The organism is Streptomyces sp. NPDC050636 (assembly GCF_040654775.1).
Taxonomy (GTDB): domain Bacteria; phylum Actinomycetota; class Actinomycetes; order Streptomycetales; family Streptomycetaceae; genus Streptomyces.
The window spans coordinates 70,560-87,974 of record NZ_JBFAIP010000017.1; the positions used below are offsets into that span (position 1 = coordinate 70,560).

Sequence of the window (17,415 nt, forward strand, 5' to 3'; positions counted from 1 at the left end):
TGGCTACGTCCAGTACTTCTCCGGCGGCGGTGCCTCCGGGTCCGGGGCCACCGGCGGCTCCTTGCGGTCGCCGTAGAAGTAGTCGTAGAGATCCTGCAGGTAAGCGTACAGACGGTCTTCTTCGTAGAAGAAGACGTGGGTCAGCTGGCCCCACTGTTCCGCGGAGACGGGGTGTTCGCGGAGCAGGTACTCCAACGCTTCACGCAGATGCCGGGCGAGCGGCGTATCGCGGACCACCTCACCCTTTTTCTTGTCTCGGCGGACGACATTGCGCCGGTATTTATCAATGTCATCGATCCATTCGACGCCGAGTACGACTTCGAAGAACGTACAGATATCCCGATCGGTCGCAAAATGGGGAATATCCTCCCCGCGATATCTCATATATTTCTATCCCTCTTTGGCTCCGGATACATTGTCACCAGCTTATGCCCGCCCCTGCCATCTGGATCATAGATCGCCAGGATCCCCGCGCCCTGAAAGTTGACCGGCTTATAGTTGATACCTTTGGTCGCCCCATCCACTGGGTTATTCGGATCGATATAAAAACCGCGGAATCGCTCGTGGTGCTCGCCTGGCCCCCATGCGCCCTCGGGCTGGAATCGAATGAACTGCCGGTCCTGATTGGAATGATCCAGCTGGCTCCGGCCATGCAGATCAGCATGCATGAATGCATCATCCTGATCGCGGTTGAAGCCCGTGGAGAACACATCACACTTATGCCTCCGCGACGGGTTCTCCGCATCCATGTAGAGATCACCGCCCTGGAGCCGCTCCTTGGCGTCGGGACCATGCGCAGGGTCGATCTTCTCATTGGTCTGGATGTAGCCGTCCTGATGGTTGTAGCGCAGATTGCCATCGCTGTCGCGAAGGTGGTTGCCGCTACCGTCCCGGACCGCAATCGGCTTGCCCAAGCGGTCTTTCAGCATGTCATCGGTCGGATCGAGATGCCGCTGCGGACCATGACCCTGCCGTCGGAGGCCATCGACGCGCTCGACGACGCGTTTCCTGTGCTTGTCGCGCAGATCGTCCTCGCCGAGGACGCGCTGACCGAGCTTCAGCTGGATGGCATCGCGGTCGTCCTGATGACGCCGCAGGTCTTTACGTATCGCTTTCTCGGCGTCGTCTATGTTCTTCCGGGTGATATCCAGCCCGTGCCCGATCGACCGGTGTCCCCGGGCCATTGCCTTCGACATATCCGTAATCATCGAGTCGATGATCGGGCGGATCGCCTTCTCCACGATCATCCCGAATTTGCCCTTACCGAGCAGCCGGCCGCGGGTTTTGCCGTCCAGATTGCTGCTGTGCCGCTCCACCCGCTCCGCATGCCCGTGGGCCTCCTTGGCCGCCTTCGCCAAGTTGTCGGGGTGCGCCTTGAATCCCTTGCTCACGCGACACCCCCCGCCGCGCCCAGCGCAGTATCAACGCCCTTGAAGACAAGGCCGGAGACGGCTTTCTCGATCTCGGCTTGGAAGGGCTCGATCGCCATGGAGACGAGTTCGGCGATGAGAATGTCCTCGATCTCCTGGATGACGGCCCTGATGATGCGTTTGCCGATCTCGATGGCTGCCGCCTCGGCGGCTGCGGCAATACCGAGCGTCGCCACCGTTGCGGCGGCTGCCGCCGCCATCTCGACTGCGGTGATGACCAGTTGGGCGATAACTACGCCCTTAGCCACGACCACGCCGGTGGCCGCAACCTCCAGTGCCGTGGCCAGGACTTCGCAGCAATTGGTCAGGGTCGTCAGGTGTTCGCCGGAAGCCTTGTCCCACCGGCCGAGCAAGGCATCCTAGGACGCGCCCTCGTACGCGCCCGCAAGCCCCTTCAGGACGGAGTCCATCCCGTTATGGGACTCCGAAAGCCCCTGACCGAATTCCCTCACATGCCCGGCCCAGGCGCGCAGTTCGTCCTCGTCGATGTCGGGCCATTCCAGACCCATCAACTCCATGATCCAGACGACTTCACCAGGCAGCTCGATCGACACCGGCCCGCTTCCCCCTCAGCTCCCCGCCCGCACAACGCCGTGCATACGGACATGTGATGTGCGATCACGGTTCCATATTCGATCGAAAACGATCAAGCTGGATCGCTTGGGGCGGCCGCCCCCGGCCCTCAAGCCGCCGCGGGAAAGACCGTCCGCACCGCCCGCCGCCAGTGGTTGGCGGTCAGCTCCGGGCGCAGGGCCGCCAACGCCCCGCAGTACTTGGTGAATTCGGCGGCGCGCAAGCCGTAGCCGTGCAGCAGCCGGTCCGCCTCGGTCAGATGGCCGGTGGTCTTGGTCTCGACGAGGACCAGGCCGCCGTCGGCCCGTACGGTCCGGCCGGTCTCCAGGTCGCGGCAGACCAGGGCCGCGTCGCAGGTGATGCGCTGCCCGTCCGCGACGAAGGTGGTCCGCTGGTAGTCGGTCTCTATGGAGAGCCCCAGTTCGGTGGGGGCCTCGATGCCGTACGTGCGGTCCAGTACGGAGGCGAGGAAGCCCCGCGGGGCATGGCCGAGGGCCGCGTCGCCGGGCAGCAGCGGCTGCCGGTGTTTGACCGTCTCGCCGCGCCGTCCCTTGAGTTTGATCTCGAACTGCCGCTCGCCGGTGTCCTCGTACAGCCGCTCGCGGATCTTGTAGCGCAGTCGCCGGCCCTGCCGGTGGTCGTGGAAGCACCGCAGGTCAGGGGTGTCGTAGTAGGCGGAGTGATAGCGGAACCAGCGGCGGCCGTTGATGCACAGCGCGGCGAACGGGCCGCCGGGCCTGCGCGGGTCGGTGAGTTCGGCCGCGAAGGCGGCGAAGACCTCGACCGGGACGAGATAGCTGTGGTCGAAGCGGGCAAGGAGTTCGGCACGCGCCTGGACATCGGCGAGCGGTACGGGGCGCGCGGCCATGGCGGCGCGCGCGATGGCTCGTACGGCGGGAATCACACGGTCTCCTTGGCGGGCGGGCGGTTGGGGTCTCCCCCAGCTCGAACAGCGTTGAGAGCTTGGGGAAGGGCGATCGTGCGGGACCGGGGAGCGCTCTGTGCGGTGCTCCGCGTTCTACGCTCCACACCCCCGGAAAGTTCCGTCACGCGGAATCGAACATCCACCACCATCAAGTCTCGGACAAAATCCACCTTCCGCACGGTCCATGTGAGCGGCTCGCCGAGGCGGCGGGCCAGGTCGGCGCGTAGGGCCGCCTGGTCGGCGTGCACAACGTCCAGGGTGATCACGACGCGGCGGGTGCCGGACAGCAGTCGCGGATGGTCGGCGATATGGATGACCAGCAGGAGGAGGGTGGCCAGCGCCCCGGCCACGGCGAGCGGGAGGTGCGGCAGCGCACACAGCAGGCCCAGCACCAGGGTCGTGAAGTAGTACGCAACCTCCTCGTGCTGAATGGAGTCCGAGCGCAGCCGGATGATCGACAGCACCCCGAACAGCCCGAAGCCGAGCGCCATACCGCCGTTCTCGCCGACCCGCGACAGGGCCGCGACCACGGAGAACAGTGCGACATTCAGCGCCAGATAGGCCGGCACCAGGTCGCGGCGCCGGTGCCGCGGGTAGTACACGGCGAAGGTCAGCACGCTCACCGCGGCCAGATCGATCGCCAGCCGCGCCGCCAGTTGCCCGTATGTCTCCAAGGCGTCCATCACTCCTCAGTCGTGTCGCTTGTCGTGCCGCTTGTTGGGTCGCTTGTTTGGGTCGCTCCGTGCGGTACGGCACGGACGTTAGGAACGGCGGGGTTAAGGGCGCCTCCGGTGCGGGTTAAGGAGGCACACCACTCCCGAAAGGCCCATCGACCGCCCATCGATCGCCCATTGACCGCCCATTGACCGCCCATTGCTGCCCATTGACAGTGCACTGTCGAAATGACAGAGTGCTGTCATCTGACAGGGTCCGGCAGATCGAGGAGACGTCATGAACGAGCACACCCCGACCCGCCCCCGCACCGTGCACCTCGCCGCCTACGACACGCTCGCGGACTGGGAGTTCGGCCACGCCACCACCCAGCTGCGCGAAGGCAGCCTCTTCCGCTCGCCGCACACCGCGTACGACGTGGTCACCGTCGCGTCCGGCACCGACCGCCCGGTGACGACGATGGGTGGACTGCGGATCCTCGCCGACCTCGCCCTCGACTCCCTGCGCCCCGAGGACAGTGCGCTGCTGATCCTCCCCGGCGCCCATCTCTGGGACACCGGAGAGGAGTTGGCGCCGTTCGCCCGCAAGGCCCGGGAGTTCCTGGACGCGGGGGTGCCGGTCGCCGCGATCTGCGGCACGACCGCCGGCCTTGCCCGGGAGGGGCTGCTGGACGACCGTCCGCACACCAGCGGCGCCGCCGGATACCTCGCCGAGCAGCCCGGCTACAAGGGTGGCGACCACTACCGCGAGGCCGACGCGGTCCGCGACCGCGGCCTGATCACCGCCGGGCCGACCGAGCCGGTCGCGTTCGCCCGCGAGATCTTCGCCGAGCTGGACGTCATGGAACCGCAGGTCCTTGACGCCTGGTACCGCCTGTTCGCCCGCTCCGACGCGTCCGCGTATCCCGTCCTGATGGCGGCGGGCGACACGGGTTCCGGCAGCGAGGACTGAGGAAGGACTGACAGCCCATGACCGATCCCCTCCCCGCTCCCGATCCCGACCCCGCGCTCCCCGAACTCCTCAGCCGTACCGCCCTCGCCGCCTTCCGCCTCAACGGCCAGTTCCTGTCCGTGGCGGACCACCTCGCGCAGCCCGCCGGGCTGACCGCCGCGTGGTGGCAGGTCCTCGGCGCCGTGCTGCCCGAGCCGCTCCCCGTCGCCGGTATTGCCCGCGCCATGGGCATCACCCGGCAGAGCGTGCAGCGCATCGCGGACCTCCTGGTGGCGCGCGGCCTGGCCGAGTACCGCCCCAATCCGGCGCACCGCCGCGCGAAACTCCTCGCCCCCACCGAGGAAGGGCGCGCCGCCGTCCAGCGCATCACCCCCGGCCACGCCGCATTCGCCGCCCGGCTCTGCGAACAGCTCGGCGGGGCGGACGACTTCCGGCGGGTGATGACCGCACTGGAGGATCTGTCGAGCGCCCTGGAGGCTCTGCCGGACGAGCTCCCGCCCCGCTGAGGCGCACCGCCGGCTCACTGTCCGGACACCGGGTGGGGCTGCGTACGGCGCTCGGTACCCTCTGGGCGGAAGAGAAGGGCCGACGGGCACCCGTACAGGCCACGGGGATCCCATAACAGCCGGACGGGGACCCCATAACGGAACGGCCAACGCCGTCCTGGGTGCTCGCGTCGGCGCCTACTCTCCGGCAAGGCGGATACGGGGAAAAGGGCGGCGGATCGTGGAACAGCCGGGACGTGCTGGGCAGCAGATACGGCCGGGGCAGACGGCACGCCCCGACGCACTGGCGGGACGGCCCGACGCACTGGCGGGACGGCCCGGCGCACTGACGGGACGGCCCGGCGCACTGACGGGACGGCCCGGCGCACTGGCGCCGCTCAAAGACCGTGACCCGCAGCAGATCGGGGAGTACCGCCTGATCGGGCGGCTCGGCGAGGGCGGCATGGGCCAGGTGTTCCTGGCCCGTTCGGACCGCGGGCGTACAGCCGCCGTCAAACTGGTGCGCTGGGAGCTGGCCGACCAGGAGCAGTTCCGGGCGCGCTTCCGGCAGGAGGTGCGGGCCGCGCGCCGGGTCGGCGGGGAGTGGACCGCGCCCGTACTGGACGCGGACACCGAGGCCGAGACGCCCTGGGTCGCCACCGGCTATATCGCGGGCCCCTCCCTCCAGCAGGCCGTCACCGGGGGCACACCGCTGCCCGAGCGGACCGTACGGATCCTGGCGTCCGGACTGGCCCTCGCCCTGGAGTCGATCCACACCGCCGGGATCATCCACCGTGACCTCAAACCGTCCAACGTCCTGCTCACCATCGACGGCCCCCGGGTCATCGACTTCGGCATCGCACGGGCGCTGGACGCGGTGGCCGGCAGCGGCCTGACCCGCACCGGCGAGGCGGTCGGCTCACCGGGCTTCATGTCTCCCGAGCAGATACGCGGCACCTCGCTCACCCCGGCCAGCGATGTCTTCTGCCTCGGCTCGGTCCTCATGTACGCGGCCACTGGGCGGCAGCCGTTCGGGACGCCCGAGAGCGGGGTGCACGCGGTGATGTACCGCATCGCGCAGGAGGAGCCCGACCTGTCCGCGCTCCCCGAAGGACTGCACGACCTGATCGCCGGCTGCCTGGCCAAGGACCCCGCCCAACGCCCCACTCCAGCACAGCTGTTGGCCCAGGCCGAGGGGGAGGGGGACGGCGAGGACGACCGGGACGCGAACGGTGAACCGTGGCTGCCTGGCGCGCTGATCGCCCGCCTCGGGCGGCACGCCGTGGAGTTGCTGGAGGCGGAGAACCCCACGAGCGGGACGGACGGGGCCGGTGCACGGCTCGCCCCGCCGGGCGCGCCACAGCCAACCGCCGCGATGCCGACCGCGGTCGCACCCCCACCCCCACCCGCACCCGCGTCGGCCATCACTCCGACGTCGCCCGTAGCGCACGGCCCCGTCGCCGCCCCGGCGCCGCGCCGTCGTGGTGTCGGCACCGCCCTGACGGTCGCGGTCGCGCTCGCACTGGCCGGGGCAGGTGCGACCACCGCCTACGTCCTGCTGAACGGGAAGGACAACGGGCAGTCCGGGGACAGCGGCAAAGGCAAGAAGGAGCAAGGGTCGGCCCAGCCCGCGGCGAACGGGGGCATACCGGCCGACTACCTCGGCACATGGGAGACAACGCTCGACGAACGCGGCGTCAATATCCGGCGTTTCACACTCATCCAGGGCAAGTCCGGCGACACCGTACTGAAGATGACGGCCTCCGGAACGACGGACTCCGGAGCCGGGTACCAATGCGAGTTCGCGGCCACCTTGGAGAGCGCGGGGCCGCCGGTCCACCTCGGCCCTTCCACGGTGGTGTCGGGCCCGGCCGAGAGCTGCCGCCCCGGCGCCGCGAGCAGTCTGGAGCTGGTGAACGGCCAGCTGCGGCGGGCCTTCGACGGCGGCAAGGCTCCGTCGTTGTACCGCAGGACGGGCTGACAGGCGCTCACCGCACCCGGAATTCACCTCTCCTTCCACCGCACTCCCCCGATCGTTCTCCCCTCGTAACGATCCGTCTGCCATTGCGCGATCAGCGCATGCCTAAGCTCAGCGAAGCCACGGGAGCACCCCGCGGGGCCACGGGCGCAACCCCTGGACGACGAGAACGACACAGGTACGGGGGAGGACGCTCGGATGGACGGCCTGCGCGGGCTGACGGCCGACGATCCGCAGTGGATCGGGGACTACCGGCTGGTCAGCCGCCTCGGCAGCGGCGGGATGGGCCGGGTCTACCTCGCCCGTTCCGAGGGCGGCCGGACCGTCGCCGTGAAGCTGGTGAAGGCCGAGCTGGCGGCCGAGGAGGAGTTCCGGGACCGCTTCCGGGCCGAGGTCGCGGCCGCGCGCCGGGTCGGCGGCCAGTGGACCGCGCCGGTCCTGGACGCCGACACCGAGGCCGACGTCCCCTGGGTCGCCACCGGTTACATCGCAGGTCCCGCACTCAGCGAGATCGTCGGCGGATCGCGCGGCCGGGGTGGCACGTACGGAGCGCTCCCCGAGTACTCGCTCCGGCGCCTCGCCTACGGGCTCGCCTGCGCGCTGCTCGACATCCACGGCGTCGGCCTGGTGCACCGCGACCTCAAGCCGTCCAACGTCCTGCTCACCATCGACGGCCCCCGGGTCATCGACTTCGGTATCGCGCGGGCCCTGGACGCGGTCGGCGACCAGACCCAGACCCGTACCGGCGTGGTCGTCGGCTCACCCAGCTTCATGTCGCCCGAGCAGGTCCGGGGCGATCGCATCGGCCCGGCCAGCGATGTCTTCTGTGTCGGCTCGGTGCTGGCGTATGCGGCGACCGGGCGGATGCCGTTCGGCAGCGTCGCGTCGGGCGTGCATGCGGTGATGTTCAAGATCGCGCAGGACGAGCCGGACCTGGCCGAGGTGCCGGAGGGAATCCGCGCTCTGATCGAGTCCTGCCTGGCCAAGGACCCGGCGGCGCGCCCCGCGCCCGAGGAGATCGTGGACCGGCTCGGTCCGGTGAGCAGCGGCGCGGCGGAGGCGCCCTGGCTGCCGGCAGAGCTGATCGCGAGCCTGGGCCAGCACGCCGTACGCCTCCTGAACACGGACACCCCGCCCGGCGGCCAGTCGCGTGCGCCGCGCCGGACGGACGGCCGAGGCGCCGGGGACACGGGCACGACCCTCCGCACGGCGCGTCCGGACGTGAGTGCGGCGACCCTGCAGACGGTGCGGCCGGACGTAGGGGCACCGGTCGGCGAAGAACCGCAGGCCCCGGCCGAAGTGGGCTCCCCTGCCCGGCGCCGCTGGCTGCCCCTGCTCGCCGCGGCGGTCGTCGCCGCAACCGCCACCGCCGCCGCGACCGTCATCGCCATCCCCCTCCTGACCGGCGCGGACGACACATCCAACTCCTCCTCCGCCGCCGCCTCGGCCTCCTCCTCCGCCTCCGACATCCCCGCCCGCTACATCGGCACCTGGTCCGGCCGCGTCCTTCGGGAAGGCGCGTCCACCGGGCAGCAGCGCCGGTTCGTGATCTCGCGCGGCAAGCTCGGTGAGGTGGTCGCGAACAGCACCAGCCTCGGCCCGACGTACGAGTGCAGGAGCGACGCCAAGCTGGTCTCCGTCACGGCGGACGACGGACGCCCCGCGCTGCGCCTGGACACCGAGGTCGTACGCTCCATTCCCTCCGGCCGCTGCTCCGCGCTCGGCGAGCACACGCTCGAACCGGGCCACGGCGGCACCCTGAAGTGGTCGGCGGCAGGCCGCACCGCGACGCTGCACCGCCTGGACCCGGCCGCCGAGACGATCCCGGCCGAATACCTCGGCACCTGGCAGCGCCCGACCGCCGACGGGGGAACCAACCGCATCACCATCAAGCGGGCCCCCGTCGGCAGCACGGTCCTCACCACCGTCGTCGAGAGCCGCAACGGCCGCTGCACCGCCCACGCCGACCTGTACTCCGCGGAGGGCGACCTGATCATCGGCCCCTCGGTCGTCGACATCGCAGCCCCCGGCTGCGAGCCGAGCAGCCCGTCCGTCTTCCACCTCACCGACGACGCCACGTTGCACCGCGAGTTCCTGGGCGGGGACAAGGAGCCGCGGACGTATTCGAGGGTGGGGTAGGGGCAGCCCGCTCTGGGCCGCCGAAGGTTACATCGCGTCCATGAGCTGATCGGCGGTGACACCGGCCTGCCGAAGCACGTTCGCGAGCGTGCCCTTCGGGACCGGGCTGCGGTGCGGTACGACGCAGACGACGCTTCCGCGCCGCATGACCGTGTGCGAGCCCTTCCCGGCCCGGCGGGTGAAGCCAAGGTGTTCCAGCGCCTTGATGAGCCGCTCGGAAGAGATCTGCGGGAGCGGCGGCATCAGGCTGCGCTCACCGTCACGTCCACGTCGCCCGACCAGGCGTCGGCCTGCCGCGCGGCGATCTCTGCGGCGTCCTCTCGGGACACCTCGGCGAAGTACAGCTCAAGAGCCTCAGCGATCATCGCCTTCGCCTCGGCGAGGTCCTTGCCCCAGCTTGTCGTGCCGGTGACCGGCTCCAGGGCGTTGTAGCCGCCTTCGTCAGGCGTGTAAAGGACGTGGAAGGTGACGCGCTGGTCAGACATCCGAGGTCTCCCATAGCTGTGTCGCGGGGTCCGCCGTCGAGTCTACGGGCAGGGCGAACGATCTGCCGTCCTACCTGGGCCTACGGCCAGCGCATCCGCGAGGCGAGACTGCCGGGGCCCTTCCGGCAGCCCGGAGTGACATCGGCGTAGGTCGTCACCGGCTCGCCGTCGAGCGCGAAACAGAGCTGCGCGTGCAACAACTCCGTTTCACACGGGGAGAGTTGGAGGGTGATGTCGCCGTCGAACTTGCCGTCGTGGCGCAACCACAGGTGGATCTCGTAGTCGCCGTACTCATCGCGCTGGACGGGCTTGCCGGGGACGCGGCTGATACGCAGCCCGTGCGGGTTGCCCCTGTTCACGCCGCCGCCACCTGCCGCTCGTACGCGAGGAGGTACGGCCGGACGAGGGGCTGACCGTCGACGAACACCGGCTCGCCGTCGAGGAGCGGGGATCGTGCCCACTTGCGTGGGCGCGGTGGCGGCACGGGAGTTGCAGCTATGGGTACGTGAACACCCGCGCATCGTCGCCGCCCAGTAGCGGGCACTAAGCACGCAAGGAGAAAGGTGAGTGTTCGGAAAATGGCACACCGGATACGCTGGCGCATGCTGACGCTCCTACTAAGCGTTGGCCAAGCCCCGGGGTGCGGACACACCGCCGGGGCGCCTTGCGTTAACGGTAGCGACAACGGCCCTGCACTTACAACGCGTTGTGCATCAGAACGCGTAATCGGCATATGCCAGGAACGCCCGCAACTGCTGCGGCGACGTCGTGACTATCACGCCGGGATCATCGCTCTCCCGCACGAGTATGTCGCCGTCGCGCGAGGCGAGTTCAAGGCAGTGGCTGCCATCCGATTCCTCCGAGAAAGAGGACTTACGCCATTGAAGGTCCACGCTTCTCACGCTTTCAGAGTTGCCGTGCAACGTCGCAGATGAAGTCCCGCGAACTACCAGGGTCGAGCGAGCGCTGCTCCACACGATCCAGAACCGCACGATAGTTCGCAAGATGAGTTTCGGCATGCAGGAACCTCGCCCCCGCAGGCGTGTCCGACTGCACCGTGTCCAGCTGTGCGACAGCGCCGCACACGTAGAGAGTTGAGGCACCCGCACCGGGCAGCCCACCCGCCACGAACGGGACGATGCGAATCGTCACGTTCTCGCGATCGGACTGCTTCAGCAGGTGATCCAACTGGGTCTTGACCACCGCTCTCCCACCGAACTGCATACGCAACGCTGCCTCGTGCACGAGGTATGTGCACTTCGGTGGCTGCGCCCGGTCCAGCACGGCACTGCGCCTGACACGGAAGGCAACTTTCCGTTCGAGATCCCCCGGCGTCAGCGGCGGGACAGCTTCCTCGAAGACAGCACGCGCGTAGTCCTCGTGCTGAAGGAGCCCCGGCATGTGGGCGAGCTGTACGGCGCGGAACCCGACTGCGTGATGCTCCATCTCGGCGAGGTCCAGGTTCCCGACCGCGAGTGTGTCGCGGTAGTCGTCCCACCAGCCCGCCCACGCGCTGCGCCGTTCCCTCGCGATTTCGACCAACGCATCAACGTAGTCGCGGTCGGGGCATGAATAGTTGGCAGCCCAGACCCGCACCCGGTCGGCGCTGACGCCGAAGCGGGCGGCCTCAATGTTGCTGACGGTGGTCCGATCCGTTCCGTGCATCGCGGCGGCCTCGGTCAGCGACAATCCCAAATGCTCGCGCATCTTGCGCAGCTCCGCGCCCAACCGCCGCTGCCGCTCCGTCGGAGGCTTCCGTACCGGCATCCGCTCCCCCTCCTCCATCACTCCACGTATCTGCATGCAAGTGTGCCGTGACCGACTGACAATGACGCCAGCCGGCCACGGCACATAAGCACGCGAACTACGTGATCTACGTGATCAGGACAGGAACGAGTTGATCTCGATCGTCTCGTTCCGGCCGGGACCGACCCCGATCGCGGAGATCGGCGCGCCCGACATCTCCTCCAGCGCCTTCACGTACGCCTGCGCGTTCTTCGGCAGGTCGGAGAAGGACTGCGCCTTGCTGATGTCCTCGGACCAGCCCGGCAGGTTCTCGTAGACCGGCTTCGCGTGGTGGAAGTCGCTCTGGCTGTAGGGCAGTTCCTCGACCCGCTTGCCGTCGATCTCGTACGCGACGCAAACCGGGATCTGCTCCCAGCCCGTGAGGACGTCGAGCTTGGTCAGGAAGAAGTCCGTCAGACCGTTGACTCGGGTCGCGTAGCGTGCGATAACGGCGTCGAACCAGCCGCAGCGGCGGTCGCGGCCGGTGGTGACACCGCGCTCGCCGCCGATGGTGCGCAGCGCCTCGCCGTCCTTGTCGAACAGCTCGGTCGGGAAGGGGCCGGCGCCGACGCGCGTCGTGTACGCCTTGAGGATGCCGATGACCCGGTTGATCTTCGTCGGTCCGACGCCCGCACCGGTGCAGGCGCCGCCTGCGGTCGGGTTCGAGGACGTGACGAAGGGGTACGTGCCGTGATCGATGTCGAGCAGCGTGCCCTGTCCGCCTTCGAAGAGGACGACCTTGTCCTGGTCGAGGGCGTCATTGAGGATCAGGGTGGTGTCGGCGACGAAGCCCTTGATCTGGTCGGCGTAGCCCAGCAGCTCGTCGACGACCTGGCTCGCCTCGATGGCGCGCCGGTTGTAGAGCTTGGTCAGGAGCTGGTTCTTGACGTCGAGCGCCGCCTCGACCTTCTGGATCAGGATCGACTCGTCGTAGAGGTCCTGGACGCGGATGCCGGTGCGGTTGATCTTGTCGGCGTAGGTCGGGCCGATGCCGCGCCCGGTCGTGCCGATCTTCCGCTTTCCGAGGAAGCGTTCCGTCACCTTGTCGACGGTGATGTTGTACGGCGTGATCAGATGCGCGTTACCGCTGATCAGCAGCTTGGACGTGTCGACGCCGCGGTCATTGAGTCCGCTCAGCTCGGAGAGCAGGACCGCAGGGTCGACGACGACGCCGTTGCCGATGACCGGGGTACACCCCGGCGAGAGGATTCCGGAAGGGAGAAGGTGCAGCGCGTACTTCTGGTCGCCGACGACGACCGTGTGGCCGGCGTTGTTACCGCCCTGGTAGCGCACCACATAGTCAACGGATCCACCGAGCAGATCGGTGGCCTTTCCCTTGCCTTCATCACCCCACTGAGCACCGAGCAGCACAAGTGCGGGCACAGGCGTACACCCCTTCCGGGCGGGGCATGTCCAACGTGCGTGGATGGCGTCGGCGTGCGTGTTCACGCGTACGTCATCGCTAGAGCCGTCGGACCGGTGCCCCGGAATAGACGAAGCCCCTGGCGCAATAGCGCAAGGGGCTCTTGCACCGAGATGCTACCTGAGGAAGGACCGAGGTGTCGGCGCAGCCTTCTGGGCACTCTCCCGCGGAGTCCGTTCGGGGGTACCCCTTGCTCGTAGTCATCGACCCGGTCGCCCGTAGTACGGACGGCGAATCCGTGCGCATCGCGAAGGATGTCCTGTGCGCGGGCGCGGGAGCGAAAATCTGCCTTCCCGAGGGGCCGGAGGAATTTGCCCGGGCGCTGGCCCGGCGCGGGCAGCGGCGCCCGGTGGTGATCGGCGATGACCGTGCGCTGCTGCGGGCCGTCGGCCTGCTGCACAAGGAGCGGGAGCTGGGGCGGGTGGCGCTGTCGATGGTCCCGGTGGGAACGCCGGGCGCGGTGGCGCTGAGCGGTGCGCTGGGGGTCCCCACGGACACGGTGGCCGCCGCGCGGACCGTGCTGGACGGCGGGGAGCGGTCGATGGATCTGCTCACGGACGACAGCGACGGGATTGTGCTGGGCGGGCTGCGGATTCCTTGCGGGAGCGGGGACGGGGACCGGGACGGCAGCGCGAACGGGATGCCGTACGGGCATGGGCATGCGCAGGGGAACGGGCATGTGCTGGGGGCGGGGCCCGAGGCGTGCCTGGCGGGTTCGGCGCATCTTTTGGGCTCGGCGGGCACCGGGAGCGCGGGCTCCGCAGATGGTCTTGCCGGCGCGGACGGCGATGGGCGGCGGCCGTGGTGGGCACCGGCGGCGCGGACCGCACGGTCGGCGCTGGCGCTGCTCTCGTCGCCGGCCGGCGGGCGGCGCGGGCGGGTGCCGGCCCAGCGGCTGCGGCTGCGGATCGAGGCGGATGGTGTGCTGCTGGCTGATCTTGACCGGCCGGTACGGGGCGTCTCAGTGGTGCCGGGCGGGGCGGATGACGCGGACGGCACGGTGGGGATGGATGGGGCACGGGCGGAGGCCGGGCCGGACGGCGGTGCCGGTGCGGACGGGCTGGCCGAGGTCGTGGTGCACTGGCCCGGCTCCGAGCGGCCCGTACGGACCCGGGCGCGGGCGGTGACGGTGTCCGGGCCCGACTTCCACTACCGGGCGGACGCGGTGGTCGGCGGGCCGGTACGGACCCGTACGTGGACGGTTCAGCCGGGGGCGTGGCGGCTGACGGTGCCCCGGAGCCAGTAGGACTGACGCCCGTCCCGGGGCCAGTAGGGCTGACGCCGCCCTGCCGACGGCAGGGAGCCCGGCGGAACCCCTCAGCCCCGCGAAGCCCCGCTCTCCTCCGCGCGCAGCTCTGCCACGTGCTCGCGCCAGCGCTCCATCATCCCGGAGAGCTCCTTCTGCATGAACTCCATGAAGGCCAGCGATTCGCTGATCCGCCGGCCCGCGAGGGACGTCTCCCCGAGGCTCTCGACACCGTCGCGCAGCGTGGCCTCCCAGCGGGTCAGGATGCTGTCCCGGCGGGTCAGGGCGTCGTACCACTGGTCGCTGTGCACCCGGTAGCGGTCGCGGCGGGAGCCCGGCTCGCGCTCGCGGCTCAGCATGCCGACCTGCGCGAGATAGCGGACCGCGCCGGACACGGCGGCCGGGCTGACCTGGAGGCGCTCGCCGAGCTCTGCCGACGTCAGCACGCCGTCGTCGGTCGCCAGCAGGCAGGCGAAGACACGGGAGGGCATCCGCTGCATTCCGGCGTCCACCAGCTGCGCGGCGAACCGCTCGATGAACGTCGTGACCGCCTCGTCACGGCGGCCCTCGCCACCCTGTTTGTCGCCACCCTGCTGCGGCTGCTCACTCATCTCCGCCATCTCCGCGTCCATGTCCGCATCATCTCCCCTGATCAGAGCCCCCGAGCCAACTTTATACGCTTTCTTAACTTCACAAATTTGTGAATCTAGCGTATCTTCGAAATCATGACGACGGCAATCTCGGTGGCTGGCCTCCACAAGTCATTCGGCCGGACGCACGCACTGGACGGCCTCGACCTCAGCGTCGAGGCCGGCGAGGTGCACGGCTTCCTCGGACCCAACGGCGCGGGCAAGTCCACGACGATCCGGGTCCTGCTGGGCCTGCTGCGCGCCGACAGAGGGGCCGCACAGCTCCTGGGCAAGGACCCCTGGCGCGACGCGGTCGAGCTGCACCGCCGCGTCGCCTACGTCCCCGGTGACGTCACCCTGTGGCGCAACCTCTCCGGCGGCGAGGTCATCGACCTCTACGGGCGCCTGCGCGGAGGACTGGACTCCGCCCGCCGGGCCGATCTCCTGGAGCGGTTCGAGCTGGACCCCACGAAGAAGGGGCGCACGTACTCCAAGGGCAACCGTCAGAAGGTCGCCCTGGTCGCCGCCTTCGCCTCCAACGTCGATCTGCTGATCCTCGACGAGCCGACGTCGGGCCTGGACCCGCTGATGGAGGAGGTCTTCCGCGACTGCGTGGAGCGGGAGCGCGACCGGGGCCGTACGGTCCTGCTCTCCAGCCACATCCTGTCCGAGGTCGAGGCGCTCTGCGACCGCATCAGCATCATCCGCAAGGGGCAGACCGTGGAGACCGGCTCGCTCGGCGAGCTGCGACACCTCACCCGCACCTCCGTGACCGCCGAACTCGTAGGCCCGCCCAACGGCCTGAGCCGCCTCCCCGGCGTCCACGACCTCGCCAGTCAGTCGATCGACGGGGGTCGCGGCCACCGCGTCAAGCTCCAGGTCGACACCGACAAGCTCGACGCCGTGCTGCGCTCGCTCAGCGAATCCGGCGTCCGCAGCCTCATCAGCACTCCGCCCACCCTGGAGGAACTCTTCCTCCGCCACTACCAGGACGAGGTACGCGAAGGGGCGAACGCACGATGACCGCAGTGACCACCGCCCCCGCTGTCCGCCGGGGCGGATCCCGCGATCTGGCGGGCACCGGCGCCCTGTTGCGCCTGGCGCTGCGCCGCGACCGGCTCATGATCCCGGCCTGGGTCCTGGTCCTGGGGCTGGTCGTCGTCAGCATGGGATCCACCCTGGAGACGCTGTACGGCACCGCCGCCGAGCGGGCCGACGTCGCCAACTCCATGAACGCCAACGGCTCGCTGCGCGCCATGTACGGGCCGGTCTTCAGCGACTCCATCGGCGGCCTGGTCGCCTGGCGCATCGGCGGCATGGCGGCCGTTCTCGCCGCCGTGATGAGCCTGCTCATCGTCGTACGGCACACCCGCGAGGAAGAGGAGACCGGCCGTCAGGAGCTGCTGTCCGCCGCGATGGTCGGCCGGCGCGCCCCGCTGACCGCCGCACTGCTGGCCGCGCTCGTCGCCAACGCGGCGCTCGCCTTGCTCATCACCGCCGGACTGGCCAACTCCGGGCAGCCGGCGGGGGGTTCGCTCGCCCTCGGCCTCGCCATCGGCGGCACCGGCATGCTCTTCGCCGGCCTGGCCGCGATCGCCGCGCAGCTCACCGAGAGCGCGCGGCTGGCCAAGGGCCTGACCGGGGCCGTCCTCGGACTCGCCTTCGTCCTGCGCGCGGCGGGCGACGCGGCGTCGCAGAACGCCTCCTCCCCGCTGACCTGGATCTCGCCGGCCGGCTGGGCGGAGAATCTGCGGGCCTTCGCCGACGAGCGCTGGTGGGTACTGCTTCTCTTCCTCGGCGCCGTCGCGGTGAGCGTCTCGGCCGCGTACGCCCTGACCGCCCGCCGCGACCTGGGCATGAGCTTCCTGCCCGCCCGCCCCGGCCCGGCGCGGGCGCCCGCCTCCCTCAACGGCGCCTTCGGCCTCGCCTGGCGCCTCCAACGCACCACTCTGCTGGGCTGGGCACTCGGCTTCGCCTTCGCCGGCGCCGTCTTCGGCGGCATCGCGGACGGCGTCGCCGACATGGTCGGCGGCAACGCGCAGACCCGCGAGATCTTCGAGCGGATGGGCGGCCAACAGGCCCTGACCGACGCCTTCCTGGCCGCCATGGTCGGCATGCTCGGGATGATCGCCGCGCTCTACGGGGCGGGATCGGTGCTGCGCCTGCGCAGCGAGGAGACCGGCGACCGCGCCGAGCCGGTCCTCGCGGGCGCCGTCGGCCGACTGCGCTGGGCGGCCGGCCACTTGGTGATCGCCTATCTCGGTACGGCGGTGGTGCTGGCCGTGGGCGGGCTGGCCCTCGGCATCAGTTACGGCATCGCCGTGGAGAACGTCGGGGGACGGATAGGGCCGGTGCTGGGTGCCGCCCTGGCCCAGATACCCGCGGTCTGGGTCCTCGTCTCCCTGGCCGTCCTGCTCTTCGGTGTGGTGCCCAAGGCATCGGCCGCCGCCTGGGCCGTGGTCGGCGGCTGCCTGGCCATCGGCTGGATCGGCCCGGCGCTCCGGCTCCCCCAGTGGGCGATGAACCTCTCCCCGTACAGCCACCTCCCCAAGCTCCCCGGGGCGGACGTCACCACCACCCCGTTCCTCTGGCTGCTTGGTCTCGCGGCGCTCCTCCTGGCCGCCGGCCTCGTGGGCTTCCGCCGCCGCGACATCGGCTGATCCCTAGGGCCTGTCCGATGGGTCAGGGTCGGAA

General features: G+C 69.7%; 21 protein-coding genes. 7 read left to right on the forward strand and 14 right to left on the reverse strand.

Features of this window, described 5'->3' with window-relative positions:
• Nucleotides 1-3 precede the first annotated feature (3 nt).
• The 6 genes from AB0I10_RS16425 to AB0I10_RS16450 form a co-directional block, all read right to left on the reverse strand.
• Nucleotides 4-384 (reverse strand): hypothetical protein, encoded by a 381-nt coding sequence (locus AB0I10_RS16425; RefSeq protein WP_363153134.1) that lies wholly within the window; start codon nucleotides 382-384, stop codon nucleotides 4-6.
• On the reverse strand, nucleotides 381-1,391 hold the full coding sequence (locus tag AB0I10_RS16430) for a hypothetical protein (RefSeq protein ID WP_363153135.1): 1,011 nt from the start codon (nucleotides 1,389-1,391) through the stop codon (nucleotides 381-383). Before AB0I10_RS16430 ends, AB0I10_RS16425 begins: the two co-directional genes overlap by 4 nt.
• Nucleotides 1,388-1,783 (reverse strand): hypothetical protein, encoded by a 396-nt coding sequence (locus tag AB0I10_RS16435; RefSeq protein WP_363153136.1) that lies wholly within the window; start codon nucleotides 1,781-1,783, stop codon nucleotides 1,388-1,390. The genes AB0I10_RS16430 and AB0I10_RS16435 overlap by 4 nt, the downstream gene beginning before the upstream one ends.
• Before the next feature lie 6 nt (nucleotides 1,784-1,789).
• Entirely contained in the window at nucleotides 1,790-1,984 is a 195-nt protein-coding gene (locus tag AB0I10_RS16440) for a hypothetical protein (RefSeq protein ID WP_363153137.1), read from the reverse strand.
• Between the two features lie 128 nt (nucleotides 1,985-2,112).
• Nucleotides 2,113-2,907 (reverse strand): polyphosphate polymerase domain-containing protein, encoded by a 795-nt coding sequence (locus tag AB0I10_RS16445; RefSeq protein WP_363153138.1) that lies wholly within the window; start codon nucleotides 2,905-2,907, stop codon nucleotides 2,113-2,115.
• Nucleotides 2,904-3,611: a DUF4956 domain-containing protein gene (locus AB0I10_RS16450; RefSeq protein ID WP_363153139.1), complete on the reverse strand. Its 708-nt coding sequence runs from the start codon at nucleotides 3,609-3,611 to the stop codon at nucleotides 2,904-2,906. The genes AB0I10_RS16445 and AB0I10_RS16450 overlap by 4 nt, the downstream gene beginning before the upstream one ends.
• 268 nt (nucleotides 3,612-3,879) lie before the next feature.
• Between AB0I10_RS16450 and AB0I10_RS16455 the strand changes: the two genes are divergently transcribed.
• The 4 genes from AB0I10_RS16455 (at nucleotide 3,880) to AB0I10_RS16470 (ending at nucleotide 9,153) form a co-directional block, all read left to right on the forward strand.
• On the forward strand, nucleotides 3,880-4,551 hold the full coding sequence (locus AB0I10_RS16455; RefSeq protein ID WP_363153140.1) for a DJ-1/PfpI family protein: 672 nt from the start codon (nucleotides 3,880-3,882) through the stop codon (nucleotides 4,549-4,551).
• A 17-nt stretch (nucleotides 4,552-4,568) separates the two neighbouring features.
• Entirely contained in the window at nucleotides 4,569-5,057 is a 489-nt protein-coding gene (locus AB0I10_RS16460) for a MarR family transcriptional regulator (protein WP_363153141.1), read from the forward strand.
• 367 nt (nucleotides 5,058-5,424) lie between these two features.
• Nucleotides 5,425-7,017: a serine/threonine-protein kinase gene (locus AB0I10_RS16465; protein WP_363153176.1), complete on the forward strand. Its 1,593-nt coding sequence runs from the start codon at nucleotides 5,425-5,427 to the stop codon at nucleotides 7,015-7,017.
• Between the two features lie 195 nt (nucleotides 7,018-7,212).
• Complete coding sequence (locus AB0I10_RS16470; RefSeq protein ID WP_363153142.1) at nucleotides 7,213-9,153, forward strand: serine/threonine-protein kinase; 1,941 nt, start codon at nucleotides 7,213-7,215, stop codon at nucleotides 9,151-9,153.
• Between the two features lie 27 nt (nucleotides 9,154-9,180).
• Here the strand turns inward: AB0I10_RS16470 and AB0I10_RS16475 are convergent, their stop codons facing one another.
• The 7 genes from AB0I10_RS16475 to AB0I10_RS16505 form a co-directional block, all read right to left on the reverse strand.
• The gene (locus AB0I10_RS16475) at nucleotides 9,181-9,396 is read right to left on the reverse strand and encodes a type II toxin-antitoxin system HicA family toxin (protein ID WP_363153143.1); all 216 of its coding nucleotides are present in this window, start codon (nucleotides 9,394-9,396) and stop codon (nucleotides 9,181-9,183) included.
• Nucleotides 9,396-9,638: a hypothetical protein gene (locus AB0I10_RS16480; protein ID WP_363153144.1), complete on the reverse strand. Its 243-nt coding sequence runs from the start codon at nucleotides 9,636-9,638 to the stop codon at nucleotides 9,396-9,398. Before AB0I10_RS16480 ends, AB0I10_RS16475 begins: the two co-directional genes overlap by 1 nt.
• Nucleotides 9,639-9,718: 80 nt before the next feature.
• Complete coding sequence (locus AB0I10_RS16485; protein ID WP_363153145.1) at nucleotides 9,719-9,997, reverse strand: hypothetical protein; 279 nt, start codon at nucleotides 9,995-9,997, stop codon at nucleotides 9,719-9,721.
• Nucleotides 9,994-10,122 carry a hypothetical protein gene (locus tag AB0I10_RS16490; protein WP_363153146.1) on the reverse strand — a complete coding sequence of 43 codons (129 nt, stop codon included), beginning with the start codon at nucleotides 10,120-10,122 and terminating at the stop codon, nucleotides 9,994-9,996. The genes AB0I10_RS16485 and AB0I10_RS16490 overlap by 4 nt, the downstream gene beginning before the upstream one ends.
• Before the next feature lie 229 nt (nucleotides 10,123-10,351).
• Nucleotides 10,352-10,540 carry a DUF397 domain-containing protein gene (locus AB0I10_RS16495; protein WP_363153147.1) on the reverse strand — a complete coding sequence of 63 codons (189 nt, stop codon included), beginning with the start codon at nucleotides 10,538-10,540 and terminating at the stop codon, nucleotides 10,352-10,354.
• Between the two features lie 4 nt (nucleotides 10,541-10,544).
• Nucleotides 10,545-11,405, reverse strand: coding sequence for a Scr1 family TA system antitoxin-like transcriptional regulator (locus AB0I10_RS16500; protein ID WP_363153148.1), 861 nt, complete (start codon nucleotides 11,403-11,405; stop codon nucleotides 10,545-10,547).
• A gap of 114 nt (nucleotides 11,406-11,519) precedes the next feature.
• On the reverse strand, nucleotides 11,520-12,806 hold the full coding sequence (locus tag AB0I10_RS16505; RefSeq protein WP_363153149.1) for an adenylosuccinate synthase: 1,287 nt from the start codon (nucleotides 12,804-12,806) through the stop codon (nucleotides 11,520-11,522).
• A gap of 230 nt (nucleotides 12,807-13,036) precedes the next feature.
• On the opposite strand from AB0I10_RS16505, the gene AB0I10_RS16510 reads away from it, so the two are divergent.
• The gene (locus AB0I10_RS16510) at nucleotides 13,037-14,092 is read left to right on the forward strand and encodes a hypothetical protein (protein WP_363153150.1); all 1,056 of its coding nucleotides are present in this window, start codon (nucleotides 13,037-13,039) and stop codon (nucleotides 14,090-14,092) included.
• Nucleotides 14,093-14,163: 71 nt separating this feature from the next.
• Here the strand turns inward: AB0I10_RS16510 and AB0I10_RS16515 are convergent, their stop codons facing one another.
• Nucleotides 14,164-14,703, reverse strand: coding sequence for a MarR family transcriptional regulator (locus AB0I10_RS16515; protein ID WP_363153177.1), 540 nt, complete (start codon nucleotides 14,701-14,703; stop codon nucleotides 14,164-14,166).
• 114 nt (nucleotides 14,704-14,817) lie between these two features.
• Between AB0I10_RS16515 and AB0I10_RS16520 the strand changes: the two genes are divergently transcribed.
• Both AB0I10_RS16520 and AB0I10_RS16525 read left to right on the forward strand, forming a co-directional pair.
• Nucleotides 14,818-15,744 carry an ABC transporter ATP-binding protein gene (locus AB0I10_RS16520; protein ID WP_363153151.1) on the forward strand — a complete coding sequence of 309 codons (927 nt, stop codon included), beginning with the start codon at nucleotides 14,818-14,820 and terminating at the stop codon, nucleotides 15,742-15,744.
• Nucleotides 15,741-17,381 carry an ABC transporter permease gene (locus tag AB0I10_RS16525; RefSeq protein WP_363153152.1) on the forward strand — a complete coding sequence of 547 codons (1,641 nt, stop codon included), beginning with the start codon at nucleotides 15,741-15,743 and terminating at the stop codon, nucleotides 17,379-17,381. The genes AB0I10_RS16520 and AB0I10_RS16525 overlap by 4 nt, the downstream gene beginning before the upstream one ends.
• Nucleotides 17,382-17,415 lie beyond the last annotated feature (34 nt).

Bases quoted from the DNA above. Each gene is read 5' to 3' on its own strand.
- AB0I10_RS16425 (WP_363153134.1), bottom strand. From the start codon at position 384: ATGAGATATCGCGGGGAGGATATTCCCCATTTTGCGACCGATCGGGAT.
- AB0I10_RS16450 (WP_363153139.1), bottom strand. From the start codon at position 3,611: ATGGACGCCTTGGAGACATACGGGCAACTGGCGGCGCGGCTGGCGATC.
- AB0I10_RS16455 (WP_363153140.1), top strand. From the start codon at position 3,880: ATGAACGAGCACACCCCGACCCGCCCCCGCACCGTGCACCTCGCCGCC.
- AB0I10_RS16460 (WP_363153141.1), top strand. From the start codon at position 4,569: ATGACCGATCCCCTCCCCGCTCCCGATCCCGACCCCGCGCTCCCCGAA.
- AB0I10_RS16470 (WP_363153142.1), top strand. From the start codon at position 7,213: ATGGACGGCCTGCGCGGGCTGACGGCCGACGATCCGCAGTGGATCGGG.
- AB0I10_RS16475 (WP_363153143.1), bottom strand. From the start codon at position 9,396: ATGCCGCCGCTCCCGCAGATCTCTTCCGAGCGGCTCATCAAGGCGCTG.
- AB0I10_RS16480 (WP_363153144.1), bottom strand. From the start codon at position 9,638: ATGTCTGACCAGCGCGTCACCTTCCACGTCCTTTACACGCCTGACGAA.
- AB0I10_RS16500 (WP_363153148.1), bottom strand. From the start codon at position 11,405: ATGCCGGTACGGAAGCCTCCGACGGAGCGGCAGCGGCGGTTGGGCGCG.
- AB0I10_RS16515 (WP_363153177.1), bottom strand. From the start codon at position 14,703: ATGAGTGAGCAGCCGCAGCAGGGTGGCGACAAACAGGGTGGCGAGGGC.
- AB0I10_RS16520 (WP_363153151.1), top strand. From the start codon at position 14,818: ATGACGACGGCAATCTCGGTGGCTGGCCTCCACAAGTCATTCGGCCGG.
- AB0I10_RS16525 (WP_363153152.1), top strand. From the start codon at position 15,741: ATGACCGCAGTGACCACCGCCCCCGCTGTCCGCCGGGGCGGATCCCGC.